This window comes from Ardenticatena maritima (genome assembly GCF_001306175.1).
GTDB classification, from domain to species: domain Bacteria; phylum Chloroflexota; class Anaerolineae; order Ardenticatenales; family Ardenticatenaceae; genus Ardenticatena; species Ardenticatena maritima.
Genome location: NZ_LGKN01000004.1, coordinates 465,041 through 485,434 on the forward strand (window position 1 = coordinate 465,041; position 20,394 = coordinate 485,434).

A 20,394-nucleotide genomic window follows, 5' to 3' on the forward strand; every position below is an offset into this window, starting at 1 on the left:
TCACTCCTTTTTGGTTGGTACCACAACAGCGGTTGCTTCATGCAAGTCGGGGAAATCCACCCCGCGCTTGATGGCTTCTTCCAAAGCGGCAATGTCGGCGTCCACCATCATCTTGACCAGTCCTTCAAACGAGACTTCCGGTTCCCAGCCCAGTTTGGCACGCGCTTTTGACGCATCCCCCACCAGCAAATCCACTTCGGCGGGGCGATAGTAGGCGGGGTCGACCACCACGTAATCTTCGTAGTTGAGTCCCACATGCTCGAAAGCGATTTTCGCGAATTCGCGCACGCTGTGGGTTTCGCCCGTCGCGATGACGTAATCTTCCGGTTCATCTTGCTGAAGCATCATCCACATCGCGCGCACATAGTCACCGGCATAGCCCCAGTCGCGGCGGGCTTCCAGGTTGCCCAAACGCAATTCCTTGGCAAGCCCCAGTTTGATCCGCGCCACGCCGTGGCTGATTTTGCGCGTCACGAATTCCAGCCCACGGCGCGGGCTTTCATGGTTGAAGAGAATGCCGGAGACGGCGTACAAGCCGTAGGACTCGCGATAGTTGACGGTAATCCAGTGCCCGTACACTTTGGCAACGCCATACGGGCTGCGCGGATAGAAGGGGGTCTCTTCGTTCTGCGGGACTTCGCGCACTTTTCCGAACATTTCAGACGAACTCGCCTGGTAGAAGCGGGCATCGGGCTTGACCATGCGAATGGCGTCCAAAATGCGTGTCACGCCCAACGCCGTCACTTCACCCGTCAACACCGGCTGACGCCACGAGGTGGGCACGAAACTTTGCGCCGCCAGGTTGTACACTTCATCGGGCTGATAGGCTTTCATGATGTCAATCAGCGACGCCAGGTCAATCAGGTCGCCCTGTACAATGTCAATCTTGTCCTGAATGTGCTTGATACGTTCAAAGTTGATGGTGCTACTGCGCCGCACCATCCCCACGACACGATAGCCTTTGGAAAGCAAAAATTCCGCCAGGTACGAACCATCCTGGCCAGTAATCCCTGTAATCAGGGCAGTTTTCTGTGCACACATATGATTTACTTCCCCCCTATGTTTATGAAGAATGAAAACGCGCCCGCACGCGTTGACGCCAATAGTCTAACACATCGCGGACACTTTGTTCAAAAGGTATTTCCGGCGCCCAGCCCGTGGTGGCTTGGATTTTGCGAATATCAGCACGCACTTCGGGAATATCCGACGGACGCATACGCGCCGGGTCGCGCTCGACACGCACTTCAACCGATGTGAAGGCTAGCAACGTATCGAGCAAAGATTGCACCGAACGCGCCTCGCCACTCCCGACATTGTACACCTCGCCGGCAGTGCCCTCTTCCAAGGCGAGATGATACGCCCGCACCACATCGCGCACATCGCTAAAATCGCGCTTGGCGTCCAGGTTGCCCACGTAGAGCACAGGCGGGCGCACGCCTGCTTCGATTTCCGCCAGTTGGCTGGCGAACGCCGCGGCGACGAATTGGGCGCTCTGGCGTGGCCCAATATGATTGAACGGGCGCACGCGCACCACATGCATGCCATACGTCGCCCAATACTGGTAGCCCATTAAATCCTGCGTCGCTTTGCTGACGCCATACGGGCTTATTGGGCGAAACGGCGTCGTTTCCGAGATAGGCAATTCGTTCGGCTGCACACGCCCATAGGCTTCATTTGAGCCAACGACCAGAATGCGCGGGGCACTATCGAGACGCCGCGCGGCTTCCAGCACGTTCAGTTGCCCGCGGATGTTGTTTTCCAATGTTTCCCACGGGTTTTCCCATGAACGCGGCACAAAAGATTGCGCCGCAAGATGATAAATGCGCGCCGGACGGCATTCCGCCAACACGGCGTAGACGCTTTCAAAATCGGTGATATCCCCCTGGCGCAGGGTCAGTTGCGTTTGAATATGCGCAACATGGCCTGGTCCACGATGAACCAGGCCCCAGACCTCATAGCCGTTTGCCAGCAAATGTTCCGCCAGGAAACTGCCGGCAAACCCACTGATTCCGGTGATAAAGACTCGCACGTTCCGCTTGCTCCTTTTATCACAGACGCGCGCCATTATAGCGAGTTTCAAATGAAAAGCCAACGCTTACGCGGAGCGTTGCCCTGCGGTGCGCTGTTCCACAAAAAAGAGGGCGGCTGTTCGGCACAACCGCCCTCTTTCACCATCAACGTGGTTATTCGGTCTCTGGTTCGCCGCGCGCCTGGCGAATGAGGTCGCGTTTCATCTTCCAGAGGCGCGGGGTCAGCGAAACATGGTAGACATGCGGGTTGACCAGGCGGCGCACACCGGGGTCGAGCCGTTCGATGTCCTCACGTGCCCGGCGACGGAGTTCTTCAAGCGGGGGGAAGTCGTAGACCAGCCGCCCCTCATCAAGGACGGTGACGTGCAACTCTTCCCAGGAAGTCCCTTCACGGGGCAAACTGCGCCACTTGGTGCCGTCGGCGGGGTGCCGCAAGATGATGGGTTCCATCGCGGCAATGTCTTCATCATCAAGCCCCATCAAGTCGGCGGTGGCTTTGCCGCGAGCATCGTAGAGCCGCCACAAGCGTTTGCGCCCCGGATTGGGGGTTTTGATGCGCGATTCGGAAATTTTGATGGCGGGGACCCATTCGCCCTTCTCCTGAATGGCGACCAGTTTGTATACCCCACCCAACGCCGGATCGCCCCACGAGGTGATGAGCCGCGTGCCCACGCCAAACGTCAGCCGCTTGATGAGCGCGTCAGGGTCCACGCCATAGCGGGGCGCTTCTTCTTGAATTTGGGTGATGATTTGCCAGATGACGAGTTCGTCCAACTCGCTGGAAAGGACGATGATGGTATCTTCAAAACCGGCGGCGTTCAGCATGCGGGCGGCTTGAATGCTCAGATAGGCCAGGTCGCCCGAATCGAGGCGAATGCCCACGGGGCGGTGCCCCTTGCGGCGCAGTTTCTCGAACACTTTGATGGCGTTCGGGATGCCGCTTTCTAGCGTGTCAATCGTATCCACCAGCAGGATGCAGTCATCCGGATACATGTCGGCATACGCCTCGAACGCTCCCAGTTCGCCCATGCCGAGCGCCATAGCCACCTGGACCATGCTGTGGGCGTGCGTGCCTTTTGGCGGAAGCCCCAGCGCAAAAGACATGGCGACGTTGGAGGTGAAGTCAGCGCCACCGATGAGCGCCGCACGTGCGCCGGCGTGCCCGCCACGATCGTGCGCGCGGCGCAACCCAAATTCAAGCACGAGTGACGATTGGGCGCTGTACCGCACGCGGGCGGCTTTGGTCGCGATGAGCGTGGCGTAGTTGAGTTGGTTGAGCAGGGCGGTTTCGAGAATTTGCGCCATGGCCAGCGGCCCTTCGACGACGGTAAGCGGGGTGTTGGGATGCACGACGCGCCCCTCAGGGACGGCGCGGATTGTGAGCGCTTCAAAGTTGCCGTGGCGTGAAAGCCAGTCGAGAAAATCGGCGTCAAACAGGGGTTTGCCAGTGCGCCCTTTCAGCCCGCGCAGTAATTCGATATGCTCAGGCTCAACGCGCGCCTGACGCATCCACTCGATGAACGGTTCCAGCCCGGCGTTTACCGCAAACCCAGCCTGATGGCTGCCATAATCGGGATATTCGCGGAAGAAATGGTCAAAAAGCGCCGGCCGTTCGTGAATGCCTAAACGGTAATAGACCTGCGCCATGGTGAACTGGTAAAAATCGGTGTACAAGATGCTTTCGGTCAGCGGCGCAAACATGTATGCCCCCTTCATCACTCGGTTGGACAGGTGACGGCATGCTAACACATTTTTGTGCAAACGCCAAACCCTTCGTGTAAAAATGACACGAAGGCGCATGGTGAACACCCACAAGGCAGAAAAAACGCGCGACGCATGGCGCTCATGCGTCGCGCGTTCACATTGGCATGGGTGGCGCGTTCAGGTCAGGCAACCACGCGCGGCACGTCCTTGAATTCGATTAACGTGCGCCCCTCTTCACGCGACTCAATGTCAATATCGAGCAAACGCCCCTCGTCATCGTAACGCAGCCAGATGTTCACAGGGTCGTTGACGGTGTGTCCGAAAATGTCATCGTCACGCCCAACGGTGATGATGATGGCGTCGTCAATGCCATCTTCCAGGTCGGCGTCAATCGCCACCAGCGGTTCGTCTTCCGCCAGCGCCTGGTCGCCCACGTCTGTGTTCACCACCCGCACGTCCACAGGGCGTCCGGCGTTCTCTTCACTGAGACGCGCCAGGACTGTCGTCCATTCTTCACGCGGCAATCGTTTGTCGGTCATCTTGGTCTCCTTTCCTCTGCTCCTGTTGATGGGCTTGAAAAAACAACGCGGGACGCGTATTAGACGTCCCGCGTTGCCGGAGGTGTTCAGGCTGGTGCATTACTTCTTGATTTTGATCTTGCGCGGCTTGGCTTGCTCAACCTTCGGGAAGTGGACAACGACCACACCGTTCTTGAATTCAGCCTGCGCCTTGTCAGCGTTGACTTCGACAGGCAGCGCCACTTGGCGATAGAACTTGCCATAGCGGCGTTCGCGGATGTGGTAGTCGCGTTCCTTTTCTTCGCGTTCTTCGGTGTGTTCCGCGCGAATCACGACCGTGTTGTTCTGCACTTCGATGTCCACTTCATCCGGCGAGAAGCCCGGCAGCGTCGCTTCAAGCACCAGTTCCTTGTCCGTTTCGTACAGGTTGATGGGCATTGACGCGAAGGTGTCTTCACCAGCCGTCAGCCATGCCGGTCGCAGGAACGATTCTTCAAACAGGCGATCCATCGCATCGCGAATGCTCAGCATTTCGCGGAACGGGTCCCAGCGAGTCAGCATAGGCCTCACCTCCTTTCGTCAGGGATTTTGTCACTCCTGGACAAATCCGCCTTTACATGTACGCAGGGGCTGTTAGAAACTCATAAACGCAGTGCTAGAAGAGTGTTAGAATTGGGGGAAAACAAGGGCCTGGCTGGTGTTGCACAACCAGCTAGGCCTGATATTCAGATTCAGAGCGCCGCCAACGCCGGCAGAAAGTAGTCGCGCACGACGACATCCCACGACATGCGTTGCGCCAGCGCAAAGCCGCTTTCGAGCAGGTCGGTCTCGGCTTCACGTGTGCGCGGCAAGCGCTCCGCAAGCACCGCCGCGACTTTACGCGCCGTTGCGGCTTCGATCATATCGCGCGTCTGCTGTCCAATCGCCAGCAAATGCGGAATGTCAAGATGTAACGCCGCAACCGGCGTCACATAGTCAGCCACGACAACGTTGGGCAATGAACCGCCCCCGGCTTTCTCCACAAACCCGACGCACCCGCAAACGTTGCTCACACAGCAGAGGGCGCCGGCGGTAAGCGGTTCAACTTGCGCAATGCCAAAGGGTTCATAAATGGATTGTCCAAATTCCACATGCGTGCCGTGCCGCAAGTCGGAAAACTGCATCTCGGCGGGCATACGCCGCCCACACCGTTCGCGGTCCCAGCCAAACTGGTTGACGAGCACAATGCGCGTCGCCCGCGCACGCCGATTGAAGGCTTCAATGGCGCGGTAGTAGTCCACTTCCAGCCCCACCAGGTCGCCGTTGTCGGCGCGATGATAGACAGGCCAGCCATATTCGGCTTCCCAGCGCCATACGTCCTCGGCGCGTCGTCCGGTGGGAATGGCGGAACTGAGCGTGAAGAGCACAGCACTTTCGCCACGCGCCGCCAGCAAGCCATCCAGGTGCTCCATCACGCGGATATCGCGCCAAAGGGCTTTGCTGACCACCATGCGCGTGACGTGGCTCAATATCCACGTGGGGCGCACGCCGAGCAGGTTTTGGGCGTAGGTGCGCAAGCGCTCGGTGCTGGCATGGCGGGCGTCCAGCGAGAGGGGGTGCGCGGGCACGCCGTTGTAAACCAAATCAATACGGCGCTGGGCAAACTGCGGCGCCAGAAAACGCAACTCGTCAACAACCAAATCGCCCACGGCAAAAAACCCGTCAAATGCAGCGGCAGCCATCACCAGCGCATGCTTGAAGTAGTGCGATTGGTCGCCAAACACATCTGGCAGAAACAGCCCCTGGTCGCGGGCGGTGTACATGACGTTGTAGAAACGTGTATCATGACCGGGGTGGTTTTCAACCAGCGGGCGCACGGTCGCCACTTCGTGTGCGTAGAAAACGGTTTTGTACGCGCCCGGTACGTGGCGTGCGGCGCTCAGCGCCAGCGGCACACCCAGCCACTCATGAGCAATCATCACCGCCCGCGGCGGGGTATGCCCCACAACCGCCTGCAACGCCGCTAGCGACGGTTCCGCCGCGCGGATGAAGGTTTCATATTCGGGGTTGTGTTCGTATTTGTAACTGTCAATCCCGTAGCGTTCCCACAAATGGTACTTGTAATCGCGCACCACATCATCGCGCACGTGGCGCGCATCCACCAACAGCACTTCATGCTCATGCTCGCCAAAACGGCGCGTTCCGTAGAGCACCGCCACGTGAAAATCCATCTCAACCCGTGTGAGCGCCTGCGCCAGCGCTTCGGGCAGATCGTACACGCCCGCACTGCTGAAATAGCGTACTCGCAACCCGTTGCGCGGCGCAAAAAGCCGTTCCATCTCGGTCGCATTGTCACGGTTGAAAGGCCCCACCAGCACGGTGCGCTGCACCGCCGCATTGTAAGCAGGTTCGCGCAACATGCCGTCGAGCACAGCGCCAATCCCGCCAACCTTGACGCCGGCTTCATGTGTAGCATGGACAATCAGGTCGAACGTGTCGGTCATACAGCCTCCATCTCGTTAGCGGTCAAGGACGTACCAGGTTGTGGTTTGTTGCATTTCGGGCGGAACGGGAATGGCTTTGGCGCGCACATACCAGAGCGGAATTGCGCGTTCGACCAGGTGCGGCCAATCAAACCAGCGTTGCAACTCTTCGGGCGTGTAGAGTTCTTGCATCGCCGCCCACCAGGTCAGCCCATCGGTGCGCTGATAATGCCAGTATTCAAGCGCGTTCTTGTCGGTGCGCCAGTCAAAATCAGCATCTTCGTAGGAAGAAATACGCAACCAGCCTTCATCGCGCGCCAAGGTTGTAAAATCCACGTAGTACCCGTCGAGAAAGCCACGCGGTGCGCCCCCTTCGCCTGGGTACAACTCCCAACGGGCGGCATAACTGAAATCCCACGGTTGCTCGGTCAGCGGTTCGCCGCACGAACCATCTTGCACGCGGCAACGCAACCACAAACGCCAAAACACTTCGCCGTTGCGGTCTTCACGCACCACTTCCAGCCAGGCGTAGCGCCCACGCCACCCAATATCCCACAACGTATCCACCGCGCGCCCGGCTTTGTGCCACGAAAGATAGTCACTATCGCCTGTTTCGAGGTTGAGCGGGCGCAGAGCATCGCTTATGTCAACCAGAAAATCAATGCCGCTTGCCTGCCACACGCGCTCACGCAAGCGGCGAAAACTTTCAGCCACCTTGCTGCTCAGCCGCACCGTCGAGTAGGGAATGCCCAGCGAAAACTCAGGCAATTCGACGATTTCAGCGGGCTCATCGTCGGATTGAGGCGCAGGCGGCGCAAGCGGCGGAACCGTTTGGGCGTAGGCGCGCAACAAGGTTTCATCGGGCGTGCCCCACGCCAGGCCGCGCACGGTTTCAGGCATGGGCGGCGAGCGCCGTTCAGGCCAGGTGCGCCCTTCGACATCGCGGGCTTGCATGAGGGTTGCGGCTTCGCTCCGCGGTTCCAGCCAACGCACCTCGCGCCCATCGGGCGAAACAGCCGGTTCCAGCGCCGTGTTCACCAGATTGAGCGGCTGCCATGTGTCCGTCTCCGGCGTCCAGACGCCAACTTGCGTCTCGCGCCCAAGGGTGCGCTGAAGCACCAATCGCCCATCTGGAAGGTAGTGCGGGTGGCGCTCCTCGCCGTCACTCACCAACAGCGGCGCCACATCACCTGTCGCCAGGTCAAGCGCGAACAGGTCGCCTGTGCCGTTGCGTGTCGAAATGAATGCAAGAGCGCGTCCATCGGGCGACCAGGCGGGCGAGAACTCATGCGCGGGTGAGTCGGCGGTGAGGTTTTGCAGGCTCCCATCGCGGAGGTCAAGCAGGAAGATATCCAAATCGCCGGCGCGTTGCGAAACAAACGCCAGACGTGTGCCATCAGGCGACCAAGCCGGTTCGCCGTCATAGTGGGGGTCGGTGGTCAAGCGTGTTTCACTGCCGTCGCGCAGGTCGAGCAGATACACATCCCAGTTCTTGGCGCGCCGCGCCGCATACGCCAGACGCGTGCCATCGGGCGACCAGACGGGGTCACGCTCATCATCGGGGGTAGCGGTCAGGCGAACCCAGGCGCCGCCATCCGCCGGTTGCGCCCAAATGTCGTCTTGCCCATCCAAACGGCGCGTTGCCACAAGCCAGCCGCCGCCGTCGGCGTACACCGTGTGGGGCCACAAAATAAAAATGAAGAAAAAGAGCATCCATCGTTTGTTCATGCCGGTTAGTATAGAATGCTCCCCATACGCGTCAAAAGGAGATATGCCATATGGCACTCGCCCGCCATTGAAACTCATGGTACACTCAGCGCACGGACAAACCAACCAAGCAGGAGGTCCAACATGAGACCCATCCTCGTCCCCCTCGATAGTTCCGAACTGGCTGAACAAGCGTTGCCGTTGGCGCTTTCTCTGGCGCAAAAGAGTGGGCGCCCGCTGGTGCTGCTCTATGTGACGCCAATGCCCGTTGTGGAGTTTATTCCGCTCCCAACCGGGGAAACGTTGGCGCTGGATGAACAACTCGCCTTGCTGAACGAAACCGGGCGCACATACCTGGAAGGGGTTGCGCAGCGCCTCAAGCCCTTCGGGGTGGAGGTTGAAACGCTGGTGCTGGAAGGTTCGGCGGGTGAAGTCATCGCCGAGGTTGCCGATGAGCGGCATGTGTTTGCCACCGTCATGGCCACGCATGGACGTGCCGGGCTGGCACGGTGGGCGTTGGGCAGTGTTGCCGACCGCGTCATCCGGCTGACACGCCACCCGGTGTTGCTGGTGCGCCCCCGCGATACCCAAACCACGCTTGAACCGGCGCATCTGCACCGCCTGCTCGTCCCCCTGGACGGAAGCGAATTGTCCGAACGTGCGCTGACGTACGCCCGCATCCTTGCGCGTCTGTACAACGCGGAAATCCATCTCCTGCACGTTCTCTCCCTGCCCATTTCGGGGCTTGCAGGGCTTGAAGCCGGTCCTGTGGAAGCGGCCTATTGGGCAAGCATACGCGAAGAAGGAGAGCGCTACCTGGAGCGCATCGCGGCACAACTGCGCGAAGAAGGGTTCACCGTGCAGACCGCCTTGCGCACCGAACCGATAGCGGACGCCATTTTGCAGTACGAGGAAGAAGCCGCGATAGACCTGGTGGTGATGACGACACACGCACGCAGTGGGCTGACACGTGCCATTTTGGGGAGTGTCACCGACCGCGTTGTGCGGGGTGGGAAAGCGCCGGTACTCGTCCTCAATCCAGAAACAGAGTTTGACGAGGAGTAGATCCTATTCAAACATCGCCACTTCCGCTACGCGTATGGGCGTTTCATCATCGGCGGTCTCCGCCAGGTGCCACGCCTGCAACAATTCATCTGCCAGGCGCGTGGGAGTGAACGTCTCGGGAACACCTCCCACCCACGATTCAATACGATGCGCTGCCAGAATGGTGCGCACTTTGTTGGCGACAAAGTGCGCACCTTCGCGTGAGGCACGCCACAATAAAATGAAGAGCCCATCGCGTACTGCAAACACCTCATCACGAGCGCGTAATTCGCGCTTGAGCATCTCCATCTCATGCGAGGAAAGCCGGCGTGAAGTACGCACCGCCAACACGGAGACGGGCACATTGGCTTGCAAGGCTTCAACCAAAATCGGCGCCCAACGGCGACGCAAGAAGAGCGCCGCATCATTGACCCCCGGCGGTGTCGCGGCGGCAATCGGCGCCGCCCCCTCTTCGTAGGTCTGCAAGACCGCCTGGTCCGCAGCCATCGCCACAGCGGCCAAACTCTCACCATCGGTTGGGTAGAGCCCCACGCCAATGCGGCTCGATAGCGCGAACATCGAACGCAAGAGCGCCTGAATATGCTCCGCGGCGCGCAATGCACCATGATAATCCGTATCCCAAATCAAGACCCACAACCCATCGCGCACGGCGAGAAAATCATCATGCAAGCGCAAATGCAAACGGAGTGTTTCGCGTTCTGTGTAGGTGAGAGGACGAATGGTGTGGACCGACAAGAGTGCGAACTGTTTGCCTTCATCCTGCGCACGGCGCACATGCGATGACCACACCGTCAACAAACGTTGCAATCCATCTTCGCGAGACGGCAATAAGCGCGGCACAAACTCCGGCGCGAGTCGCCACACGGTCCCCAACAACACAACTTGCGAACCCAACGCCAGCCAGCTTCCCACACCGCGCGCGCCAAACGCGAAGACGGCCGCCAGGCATCCCGCAACGATGAGCAGGGCGCTTCCCAACAAACCATACGTTGTGGTTTGCGTGGGGCGGTTGATATGCATGAACGCCGCAACGATTTGCACGATCAACGCGCCGGCAAGCAAAAGAAGGCAGAGGAGCAAGAAGGACGGTGTATCCGGCTGAAGCAACTGAGCGGCGGCGCTGAGCGTTCTCCACCACTCAGCAAAAAAGAAGCTAAAAAACGTTGTGAGAGATGCGCCAAGAATGATATGCTCATGCCAGCGTATGTGGGACATAACGAGCCGCTCGCCTCTGCTGTAATTGACTTTGACAACACGACTATATCCCAAACCCACTCAACACGCAACGCCGCCACAAAAAAAGCGCGACGCCCTTGCGAGACGCCGCGCCTGAACCTGCGTTGTGTGAGAAGGTTAGAAGTCCGTATCACCGCCCAAAATGGAGCCAAGCACCCCGCCGCCCAAACCGGCCACGCCTTTGCGTTCACCCCGCGCGACAGAGCCCGCCGCCGCCATCACACGGTCAGCCAGGCGTGAAAACGGGAGGCTCTGCAAATACACCTTGCCGGGCCCTTTCAGACTGGCGAGGAAAAGCCCCTCGCCGCCAAACAGCGCGTTTTTGAAACCACCCACAAACTGAATGTCATACGTCACGGTTGGCGAAAACGCGACCAAACAGCCTGTATCAACGCGCAGGCTTTCACCAGCCGCCAGTGTGCGTTCCACAATCGTGCCGCCGGCATGGACAAACGCCAGCCCATCGCCGCGCAAGCGTTGCAAGATGAAGCCTTCACCACCGAACAACCCAGCACCCAGCCGCTTGGTAAACGCCACTTCAATGTCAATTCCCTTGGCGGCGCAGAGGAAGGAATCCTTCTGGCAGAGATACTCCCCACCCACTTCACTCAAATCAAGCGGAATGATTTTGCCAGGATAGGGGGCGCTAAACGCAACGGCTGCTTTCGTTTCACCCTTGTTGTAGAATGTGGTGATGAAAAAACTTTCGCCGGCAATCGCGCGTTTCAAGCCCTTCAACAATCCACCGCCCGTGGTGGTTTGCATCTCAATGCCATCGCTCATGTAGAGCATCGCGCCCGCTTCGGCCTGCACACCTTCGCCCTTGTCCAGGCGAATTTCGACCAACTGCATGTCGTCGCCGTAAATCTGGTAATCAATCACATCAGCCATGGGGGGACCTCCTTTCATCAACTCGGTGAAAAAGCAACAGAACCAATCATGTGTACGTAGTGCGCAGAGGATAGTTGCGGTTCCACGAGTATCGTATCGTCTGCCAACCCAACCGACAAACGGAGTCGCTTATGGGAACACTTGTGCGCGTTGAGCACCTGACGAAGCGCTATGCCAGTGGCACGCTTGCCGTGGACAATGTCTCTTTCACGATTGAAGAAGGCGAAACTTTCAGTCTCTTGGGACCCAACGGCGCGGGCAAAACGACACTCCTCTCCATGCTCAGCGGCATCCTCGCCCCAACCAGTGGCGACGCCTTCATCGGCGAGTATTCCATCCGCCACGCCCCTCTGGCAGCCAAGCGCCTCATCGGCGTTGTTCCCCAAGAAATCGCGCTCTACCCCACGCTCACCGCACGCCAGAATCTGGCGTTTTGGGGCGGCTTGTACGACTTGCAAGGGACAACACTCCGCGCCCGTATCGAAGAAGCCCTGGAAATTGTGGGCTTGCGCGAGCATGCGAATGAGCGCGTCGAAACGTTCTCAGGCGGGATGAAGCGTCGCCTCAACATCGCCGCCGGCTTGCTTCACCAACCGCGCCTGCTCTTGCTTGATGAGCCGACGGTTGGCATTGACCCCCAAAGCCGCCGCCGCATCCTCGACACCGTCAAGCGCTTCAACGAACACGGCATGACGGTTCTTTACACGACGCACTACATGGAAGAAGCCGAAGAACTTTCGCATCGCATCGCCATTATGGACCACGGGCATATCATCGCGTTGGGCACGCTGGACGAATTGCGGCAATTGGTTGGCGAACATGAAAGCATACGCATCACTCTGCGCGAAACCGCCGATGAAGAAGCCACCCGCCGCGTACTGGCTGAAATTCCATCCATCGAAAACGCCACGCTCACCGACCACCACATCACGGCGCTTGTTCCCAATGCCGCCGCCGCCTTGCCCGCCATCGCCACCCACCTCAGCCAACACCACATCCCGATTAGCGCCATTGAAATCGAACGTCCCGACCTCGAAGCAGTCTTTCTCCACCTGACCGGTCGGTCTTTACGCGATTGAGGAGGCCCGCATGCGCAAAATAGTGCTCATCGCTCGCGCAAACCTGTTGCAACTCTTCCGCGACCGTACCGCGCTCATCTTCATGCTCGCCCTGCCATTCGGCTTGACGCTGGTGACGGGTTTCGCCTTTGGCGACACCACCTTGCGCGATATTCCCGTCATCATCGTCAATCAAGACCCCGGCCCGGTTGGCACCGCGCTCTCGCGCATGTTTGCCAGCGAAGGGTTGCGCCCCCTGCTCAACGTCGAAACCATGACCGACCCAGACGCCGCCAGAGCACGCCTACGCGCCGATGAAGCCGCCGCCGTCATCCTGGTTCCCCCGCTCAGCGACACCCTTCCCATCGGCCAACCTTCCACCGCATCCATCACACTCATCACCAACCCCTCGCGGCCAGTCAGCAGCCTTATTGTGCGCACCATTTTGGCGCGTTTCACCGACACGCTCAACCTCTCCTTTGCCGCCGGCTCACTCGTCTTTCAGACGCTGGCGGAGCAAAACGCCCTGCCACAAGAAGCAACTGCGCTCCAAACATTGGGGGAAGCATGGGGCGCTTCCGCTGCGCAAACCTTCGCCCAAGAAAGCGCGGCGCGCATCACATTCGTTCCGCTGGGCGAAACCCAGCGCGATTTTGACCCGATTGCCTACTTTGCGCCCAGCATGGCGATTTTCACCCTCATGTTCACCATGACACAAGGCAGCAACACACTGCTCGAAGAGCGCGAACAGTGGACCCTGCAACGTATGCTCGCCACCCCCACACGGCTCTCCACCATCCTGGCGGGCAAACTCATCGGGTTGTGGCTCGGAGGCGGCGCACAACTTGCCATTTTGCTCAGCGCCAGCGCACTCCTGTTTGGCGTCTCGTGGGGGAACCCGCTCGCCGTAGGCGTCGTCTGTTTCGCGCTGGTTGTAGCGGCTTCCAGTTGGGGGCTTCTCATTGCAGCGTTCGCCCGCACATCCAGCGAAACGCGCACGCTGGGCGTACTCATCTCGATGATTTTTGGTATTGCCGCCGGGCACTTCTTCCCTCGCACAAGCCTTCCGCCCTGGTTGCAGCAAGCCAGCCGCATTTCGCCCAACGCCTGGGGATTGGACGCCTTTTTGACGCTCCTGAATGGTGGTACACTTTCCGACATCCTGTTTCACACCACAGCCCTCTTCACCATGGCGCTCATCCTCTTTGGTGTGGCTGCGGTTGGCGCACGGCGTCAATTCTCGGCTTAAACAGAGGCATTCAGAGCAGCACGCGCCGACGAAACAAAAAGGAGGCCACTCGCATGACGGCACAGGTGCATGAGAAACTCATCTACGAGGGCGAAGAACTCTCCATGGCCTTCTGCCCGCCCTTGCCCGAAGATGACCCCCGCATCAAGCAGCGCACTCTTGAGGAATTGCAAGCGTGCGACCCAATCATCACTTCTACCGCCTGCTGGCGCGGGTACATCGCCACGTGGGAAATCAAAAATGGAAAATTCTACCTGGTGGACATTGAGGGACGCTACAAACTGACGACAGACACGCCCATTTTTGCCGATTGGTTCAGCGGCGTGCTCCGCATTCCCCTGGGCAACATGCTGCACTACGTGCATATGGGTTTCGCCAGCGTGTACGAAGAAGAACTCTACATCAAGATTGAAAAGGGCGTCGTTGTGGCCACAAAGCGTGTGGACAATCGCGGGAAAGAGACACCCCCCTACCCACCCGACAGGTGGGGAGATATCTTTTGAGCCAGGAAGCCGCTTTGGCGCGAGGAAGGAGAGCCCCATGGCTTACACTGTTATCGCGTGCGATATGTTCCACTTCGCCGACGACCCCGATCATGAAATTGAAATTCCCGGCTTTCTCACCAAGGAAGCGGCTATCGAGTACGCCCGCCGACGGGTGCGCCGTTCCGTGGAAGAGTTGCGCAAGCCGGGGCAAACGGCTGAGGAACTGCGCAATTTGTGGTACACCTTCGGGGAAGATTGCCGCGTTGTGGGACCGGAGGGCGTCATCTACCGCGCCTCTGTGGAACTGGACGACTTTATCCGCCACCCAGCCACGCCGGAAGCGTGCGACTATCTCGCACTGTACGAGTCTCTTCTGCCCGAAGATTTCGCCCTTACGTGTGAGTGGGCGGCTGGTGCTATGCCGCCGCCTCACCACTACGAATACCGCATTGCGTTGCACCCGTATGAACCGCCCCCCGACACAGACGAAGCCCTCCCCCCTCGCCTGCACGGTGAAATCACCTTCTGGCCTGATTACCCAGGCGCGGACGTGCCCGTATGGCAAGAAACGTTTTTTGTGGGCACACCAGCCAGCCTGCGCGTGTACGCCCTGCTGGCTGAGGGCGGTTTTCTCGCTGAGGGCACGCATCCTGAAGCGGGCGCAACGCCTGTCGGCGGTGAAACGGTGAGTTTGGACGTGACCGCGCAAGGTCGGACGTGGCACATTCGCTCAACACACCTGCCGCCAGAGCAACGCGCTTTCTTGCTGGAAGTGGTCATGCCGGCGGTGCGGCAAATGGTGCCGACGGCCGTATGGGAGCGCCTGGAAGCACGCCGACGCGCCTACCACGAGGGGCGAGAAGCGGAATAGCGCTGAGGAGGGGGCTTGTGGGCGCTCGTGCTACACTGCTCTATCTCATCAAACAGAACGCGCCCCAGGAGGGGCTTGCCTTTGCCACACCGCCCTGGTGGGACGTGGAGCGCCTTTTTGAGGTGCAACGCGAGTGGCAAATTCGCCTGCCCGACGGTCGAGAGGTGCTTCTCCTGGACTGGACTGCGCTTCTCACGTTTGACCTGCCCTCAGGCAAGAAGATGTGGGATCTCCCAGAGCGCAACGTGGCGACTCCGGAGAGAGAATATCAACGCGCCGCCCTTCTGGAAGCGGTGCAAGACGCCGCGTGGTTCATCGTGGCGCGAGACCACGTTTGGATGGCGCCTGAAAAAAGCCAACCAGGCTGCGAGATTTGGAAAAGCCCCGTCTGGTGGTTTCACGAATACCACACAATTGAAGAGTACACCGCATGGCGTGCCACCTTTTGGGAAAGCCACCGCATCCGCGAACGCATCTTTGAACTGCCCAATCCGTTCTGGCAGGATAGGGTATGGCTGCTCACTCAAGCCGAAGCCCAAGAGATGAATGCACGCAAACAAAAAGCCTATCTGCAAGACCTGGAAGCGTTTGGGCGAAAGTTAGCCCCTCACCATCGCCGAGAAATGACCCGCTTCACCCGCGCCTTGCAAAACACAGAGTGGGTCATCATCTACGAATACGAGTGGGAATCGGGATTGTCTTGAACCAGTTGCAACATCTTGCGCATGTACAAAAACCGCAGACACGCGACATTCATTCAGGAGGCTTCCATGGGACGCAAACTCTGGCACATCATGCTGAATGATATACGGCTCTACTTCTCGTATCGCAGCGCACTGCTTTTCTTCTTCCTGCTTCCAATTCTGTTCATGTGGGTGCTTGGGGCGACGTTTGGCGGCGGTCAAGAGAACGAATCCATCACATTGCCCATTCTTCTGGTAGATGAAGACCAGACACAACTCTCCACCTTCGTCGCCATGCGTCTGCGCCATGAGCCTTCCATCGTCTTGCTGGAAGAAACCGACCTCGCCCGCGCCATGCAACGGTTCGAGGAAGATGAAGCGCTTATGCTGGTCGTGCTTCCACGCGGTTTCGAGACCAACGTGCTCGCCGGCCAGCCGGTCGAAATCGGCTACCGCCTCGCGTCCGATAGCACACGCGCCATTGCCGCCCAACAAGCCGTCGAAAACGCCGTCGCCGCCGCCGGTTCCGTCGCCACCACACTCAACGCCATGCACACCTTCTTGCGCGAGCGGGGAATCACGCCGCCTGACATCCACACGCTGTTGCCCCCATTGCTGGCAAGCCAGGCAACCCCCGCCCTCACACTCACCGAAACACGCATCACACCGCAAGAAACGGGCTTACTGAGCGGCACAGAGCAAGCCGTTTTGGGGCAAATCATCACCTGGGGCTTGATTACCTTCCTGGGCGCCAGTACCGTGTTTCTCACCGAACGCCAACGGGGAACGCTCGCCCGCCTGTTGGCGTCGCCTACGCCCCCGTGGCTGGTGCTCATGGGGAAACTGCTCTCACGCTACACGCTTGGCGTGGTGCAGAGCCTTCTTCTCCTGGGGGCGGGCACGGTGTTGCTGGGCGTCCACTGGGGAGAACCGATAGCGCTGGCGCTGGTTGTGCTCGCATTCGCGCTGACGGGGGTGGCGCTGGGCATCGCCATAGCAACCTTCGTCCGCTCAGCGTCGGCCGCCGCCGCCCTCTCAACCCTGTTAGCCATGCTGTTGTCGGCGCTGGGCGGCGCCTGGTGGCCGCTCGAAATCACCCCGCCGGCGTATCAGACTGTGGCGCGCCTGCTCCCCACCACCTGGGCAATGCAAGCGTTCCAAAAAGTTGTGGCGCATGGCGCAGGAACGCGCGGCGTGCTCCCCGACATCGCCATTCTGGCGGGATTTGCCGCGCTGTTCCTGCTGGCTGGCATGCGCACATTCCGCAACCCCATTTGACCCTGGGGCGTCGCGCGGGGAAACGAAGCGCCTAACACGCAATCGTGCGCTCGAAAACACCCATCTCCGTTTGCCGATACCCCATGCGCTTCAAATAAGCGATATGCTCCGGCACATGGGCGCGTGTACGCAAACGACGAATGCCATAGGCGCAAAGCAAATCGGCGCGGGCATCGTACAAGTAGCGCCCAATCTTGAAATCACGATAGCCGGGGATGGCAAAATCCAGCAACACCTCGGCGGTTTCGCCATCCTTCCGGGCGATGAACAACCCCGCCGGCACCATGTTGCGCAGCACAAAGAAGGCAATCATGTTCGGCGTTTTGGGGTCATAGCGAAATTCGGGCTGAAAACGGGCAATCTCGTCGGCATAGAAATCCAGAAAGCGCCGAATGTACGCCCCCTGCGGATTGACTTCCAAAATGTCAAAGGCGTCTTTTTGGCGCAGAAGTTGCCACAAATAGTACAGGTCTATCCCCACGATAAAGGCGTTGACCGCGGCGACCGGCCAAATGCCCAACACGACGCCGTAGATGGTAAAGAGCAACGCCCCCAACAAATTGATGAGACGCAAACGCAAAATCGAGCGCATGGTGAGCGAAATCGCCACCAGCACCGACGCCACATAGCCAATCAACTCGTAGAAGGTCTGTGCGTCCATGTCTGTTTTATCCTCCTTCTCCAAACCTCGGTCGCCGAACAAACGCCGTTCGACGCAAAGCGCGTGAGTATAGCGTGGTTCCTCCAACTGCAAAGCAGGTTGCGAGTTTGGCATTTTGCCAGGCGGTGGCACAATGCACTGTCCGAAACATGACACGGAACCATCAGCAGATTGGACGCATGAACACCCAACCACGCCCAGCAACCTGGCTTGAAATTGACATCACCGCGCTGCTCGAAAACGTCGCCGCCCTGCGCCGCGTTGTTGGTGAAAATGTGGCGCTCTTTCCCGTGGTGAAAGCCAACGCCTACGGACACGGCGCTGTCCCCGTCGCCCACGCCTTGCTCAGCGCCGGTTGCGCCGGGCTTTGCGTCGCCCGCCTTGATGAAGGCATTGCCCTGCGCCAGGCTGGCATCCGCGCGCCCATCTGGATACTCGGCTGGATTCCGCCCGAACACATCAGCGCAGCGGTCGAATACCGCCTGACGCCCACGATCAACAGTCTGGCGCAAGCCGCCGCACTGCACGCCGCCACCCCGCGCGGCGAACAGACCCCCATCCACATCAAAGTGGATACCGGGCTCAGCCGCTACGGTCTCTTGCCGGATGAAGTGCTGCCCTTTGTGCGCGACATGCGCATGTTCAACCACCTGTCCATCGAGGGGCTATGGACGCACATGGCGCGCGCCGACGAACCAGACCCCACCCCCACACAGCGCCAACTCGCCCGCTTCGCCCATGTCCTCGAAGCCGTGCATGCCGAAGGCGTTCACCCACGTTGGCTTCACACCGCCGCCAGCGCTGCCATTCTGAACCCGGCGCTGGAAAACGCCGCGCACTTCAACGCCGTGCGCCCCGGTATCAGCATCTACGGCTTGCGTCCCAGCCGCGAGGTGGCATGGCCTATTCATCTGCGCCCCGTTCTCACCTGGAAAGCGCGCGTGGCGCGTGTGCGTGAACTTCCCGCCGGCACAGCCATCAGTTATGGGGGCACGTTTGTCACGCCCCACGCCATGCGCGTGGCGCTGGTGCCCGTCGGCTATGGCGACGGCTACCCGCGCGCCCTCTCCAATCGGGGGGAAGTCCTCATTCAGGGGCGACGGTGCCGCATTGTGGGGCGCGTCTGCATGGACAACATTGTGGTGGATATCAACCACGTTGAACACGTGGAAGAAGGCGACGAAGTGGTGTTGATTGGTCGCCAGGGCGACGCCGCCATCACCGCCGACGACCTGGCGCACTGGCTCGGCACGATCAACTACGAAGTCGTCACCCAGATTTTGCCGCGCGTGCCGCGTTTTTACATCTGACACAACCCGAAAGCGTCAACCCGCACCCGATTCAAGGAGGCGTCGCGATGACTGTGCCCGTTCTCATCACGCTGGATTTCACCCCCGAACACATTGCGCGTTTGCAAGCCATCTCCGATGAGTTGGTCATCCGCCAGGTGCGCACCCGCACCCCCGAAGGCGTCGCCGAGGCGCTCAATCAGTACCCGGACACCGAAGTGCTCTACGCCATTCGCCTGCCGACGGCATGGCGCTCCGAGTGGGGCGTGCGCTGGATTCAACTGCACTCCGCCGGCGTGGACCACATCCCGCTGGACGTTATTCCGCCCCACGTGCGCATCACCAACGCCAGCGGCATTCACGCCGTTTGCATGGCGGAACACGCCTTTGGCATGATACTGGCGTTGCGGCGGCGGCTCACCGACATGATGTTCGCCAAGCCATGGCACGCCTGGCCACCCGACCGTTGGGCGCTCTACGCACGCCCCCTCTTGCGCGGGCAAACGATGGGCATCCTGGGCTATGGCGCTATCGGGCGCGAAATCGGGCGGCTCGCCAAAGCCTTTGGCATGCGCGTGCTGGCATACAAACGCAACCCGGCGCAACGCGCGGACCACACGTTCGTCCTCCCCGGCACAGGCGACCCGGAAGGGCGTTTCCCCGACGCCTGGTTTGGTCCGGGGGAATTGTTCCGCCTGCTGGAAGAAAGCCATGTGGTGGTGAACACCTTGCCCGCCACACGCGAAACAGAGCACCTGCTCAACGCCGACGCCTTTCGGCACATGCCGCCGGGGGCGCTCTTCGTCAACATCGGGCGGGGGCGCACAGTGGACGAAACGGCGCTGGTTGACGCCTTGCGCACCGGCGCATTGGGGGGCGCCGCCCTGGACGTGTTTGAGCAAGAACCCTTGCCGGCGCATCATCCGCTCTGGTCGCTCGACAACGTCATCATCTCACCGCACGTCAGCGCCGCTTTTCCCGAATACGACGACTTCGCGGTCGCCCTGTTTGCTGAAAACCTGCGCCGCTACCTTCAGGAAGAACCTTTGCTCAATGAAGTCAACCGGCAACATGGCTACTGAAAGACATTGCAAGAGAACGTCATACGCTCTTAACCTTGGGGGCATAATTGACGCCAACGCCCCCTTTCGGTACTATACGCTCGGCCACATCACCCACACAGCCAACCAACTTTTCAACAACCAGC

19 protein-coding genes are annotated in these 20,394 nt (G+C 59.7%); 9 read left to right on the plus strand and 10 right to left on the minus strand.

Going from position 1 to position 20,394, the window contains the following annotated elements:
- From gmd to SE16_RS06840, 7 genes are all read right to left on the minus strand, one after another.
- Positions 1–1,041 carry a GDP-mannose 4,6-dehydratase gene (gmd, locus tag SE16_RS06810; RefSeq protein WP_054492434.1) on the minus strand — a complete coding sequence of 347 codons (1,041 nt, stop codon included), beginning with the start codon at positions 1,039–1,041 and terminating at the stop codon, positions 1–3.
- A 22-nt stretch (positions 1,042–1,063) separates the two neighbouring features.
- A complete protein-coding gene (locus SE16_RS06815; protein ID WP_054492435.1) occupies positions 1,064–2,029 on the minus strand; it encodes a GDP-mannose 4,6-dehydratase in 966 nt (321 codons plus the stop codon).
- Positions 2,030–2,183: 154 nt separating this feature from the next.
- Positions 2,184–3,731, minus strand: coding sequence for a nicotinate phosphoribosyltransferase (locus SE16_RS06820; RefSeq protein ID WP_152918051.1), 1,548 nt, complete (start codon positions 3,729–3,731; stop codon positions 2,184–2,186).
- A gap of 185 nt (positions 3,732–3,916) precedes the next feature.
- On the minus strand, positions 3,917–4,273 hold the full coding sequence (locus SE16_RS06825; RefSeq protein ID WP_054492437.1) for a DUF5335 family protein: 357 nt from the start codon (positions 4,271–4,273) through the stop codon (positions 3,917–3,919).
- Between the two features lie 99 nt (positions 4,274–4,372).
- A complete protein-coding gene (locus SE16_RS06830) occupies positions 4,373–4,813 on the minus strand; it encodes an Hsp20/alpha crystallin family protein (RefSeq protein WP_054492438.1) in 441 nt (146 codons plus the stop codon).
- Positions 4,814–4,983: 170 nt separating this feature from the next.
- Positions 4,984–6,735 carry a hypothetical protein gene (locus SE16_RS06835; protein ID WP_054492439.1) on the minus strand — a complete coding sequence of 584 codons (1,752 nt, stop codon included), beginning with the start codon at positions 6,733–6,735 and terminating at the stop codon, positions 4,984–4,986.
- A 15-nt stretch (positions 6,736–6,750) separates the two neighbouring features.
- Positions 6,751–8,442 carry a TolB family protein gene (locus SE16_RS06840; RefSeq protein ID WP_160316955.1) on the minus strand — a complete coding sequence of 564 codons (1,692 nt, stop codon included), beginning with the start codon at positions 8,440–8,442 and terminating at the stop codon, positions 6,751–6,753.
- A gap of 123 nt (positions 8,443–8,565) precedes the next feature.
- On the opposite strand from SE16_RS06840, the gene SE16_RS06845 reads away from it, so the two are divergent.
- Complete coding sequence (locus SE16_RS06845; protein WP_054492441.1) at positions 8,566–9,486, plus strand: universal stress protein; 921 nt, start codon at positions 8,566–8,568, stop codon at positions 9,484–9,486.
- Positions 9,487–9,489: 3 nt separating this feature from the next.
- Here SE16_RS06845 and SE16_RS06850 read toward each other — a convergent pair whose 3' ends face one another.
- Both SE16_RS06850 and SE16_RS06855 read right to left on the minus strand, forming a co-directional pair.
- Positions 9,490–10,701 (minus strand): hypothetical protein, encoded by a 1,212-nt coding sequence (locus SE16_RS06850; protein WP_054492442.1) that lies wholly within the window; start codon positions 10,699–10,701, stop codon positions 9,490–9,492.
- Positions 10,702–10,839: 138 nt separating this feature from the next.
- Complete coding sequence (locus SE16_RS06855; protein ID WP_054492443.1) at positions 10,840–11,613, minus strand: TIGR00266 family protein; 774 nt, start codon at positions 11,611–11,613, stop codon at positions 10,840–10,842.
- Between the two features lie 131 nt (positions 11,614–11,744).
- Between SE16_RS06855 and SE16_RS06860 the strand changes: the two genes are divergently transcribed.
- The 6 genes from SE16_RS06860 to SE16_RS06885 all read left to right on the plus strand — a co-directional run bounded on the left by SE16_RS06860 (position 11,745) and on the right by SE16_RS06885 (position 17,237).
- Positions 11,745–12,692 (plus strand): ABC transporter ATP-binding protein, encoded by a 948-nt coding sequence (locus SE16_RS06860; protein ID WP_054492444.1) that lies wholly within the window; start codon positions 11,745–11,747, stop codon positions 12,690–12,692.
- A 10-nt stretch (positions 12,693–12,702) separates the two neighbouring features.
- Positions 12,703–13,920, plus strand: coding sequence for an ABC transporter permease (locus SE16_RS06865; protein WP_054492445.1), 1,218 nt, complete (start codon positions 12,703–12,705; stop codon positions 13,918–13,920).
- Between the two features lie 53 nt (positions 13,921–13,973).
- Positions 13,974–14,423, plus strand: a complete 450-nt coding sequence (locus tag SE16_RS06870; RefSeq protein ID WP_054492446.1) for a hypothetical protein — start codon at positions 13,974–13,976, stop codon at positions 14,421–14,423.
- Between the two features lie 37 nt (positions 14,424–14,460).
- Positions 14,461–15,276 carry a hypothetical protein gene (locus SE16_RS06875; RefSeq protein WP_054492447.1) on the plus strand — a complete coding sequence of 272 codons (816 nt, stop codon included), beginning with the start codon at positions 14,461–14,463 and terminating at the stop codon, positions 15,274–15,276.
- A gap of 17 nt (positions 15,277–15,293) precedes the next feature.
- On the plus strand, positions 15,294–15,980 hold the full coding sequence (locus SE16_RS06880; protein ID WP_054492448.1) for a hypothetical protein: 687 nt from the start codon (positions 15,294–15,296) through the stop codon (positions 15,978–15,980).
- A gap of 66 nt (positions 15,981–16,046) precedes the next feature.
- Positions 16,047–17,237, plus strand: coding sequence for an ABC transporter permease (locus tag SE16_RS06885; RefSeq protein ID WP_054492449.1), 1,191 nt, complete (start codon positions 16,047–16,049; stop codon positions 17,235–17,237).
- A 31-nt stretch (positions 17,238–17,268) separates the two neighbouring features.
- Here SE16_RS06885 and SE16_RS06890 read toward each other — a convergent pair whose 3' ends face one another.
- Positions 17,269–17,898, minus strand: a complete 630-nt coding sequence (locus SE16_RS06890) for a YgjV family protein (RefSeq protein WP_060687404.1) — start codon at positions 17,896–17,898, stop codon at positions 17,269–17,271.
- 179 nt (positions 17,899–18,077) lie between these two features.
- Between SE16_RS06890 and alr the strand changes: the two genes are divergently transcribed.
- Together alr and SE16_RS06900 are read left to right on the plus strand one after the other, a co-directional pair.
- Complete coding sequence (gene alr / locus SE16_RS06895) at positions 18,078–19,208, plus strand: alanine racemase (protein WP_054492450.1); 1,131 nt, start codon at positions 18,078–18,080, stop codon at positions 19,206–19,208.
- Between the two features lie 47 nt (positions 19,209–19,255).
- Positions 19,256–20,269: a D-2-hydroxyacid dehydrogenase gene (locus tag SE16_RS06900; RefSeq protein ID WP_054492451.1), complete on the plus strand. Its 1,014-nt coding sequence runs from the start codon at positions 19,256–19,258 to the stop codon at positions 20,267–20,269.
- The last annotated feature ends 125 nt before the right edge of the window (positions 20,270–20,394 follow it).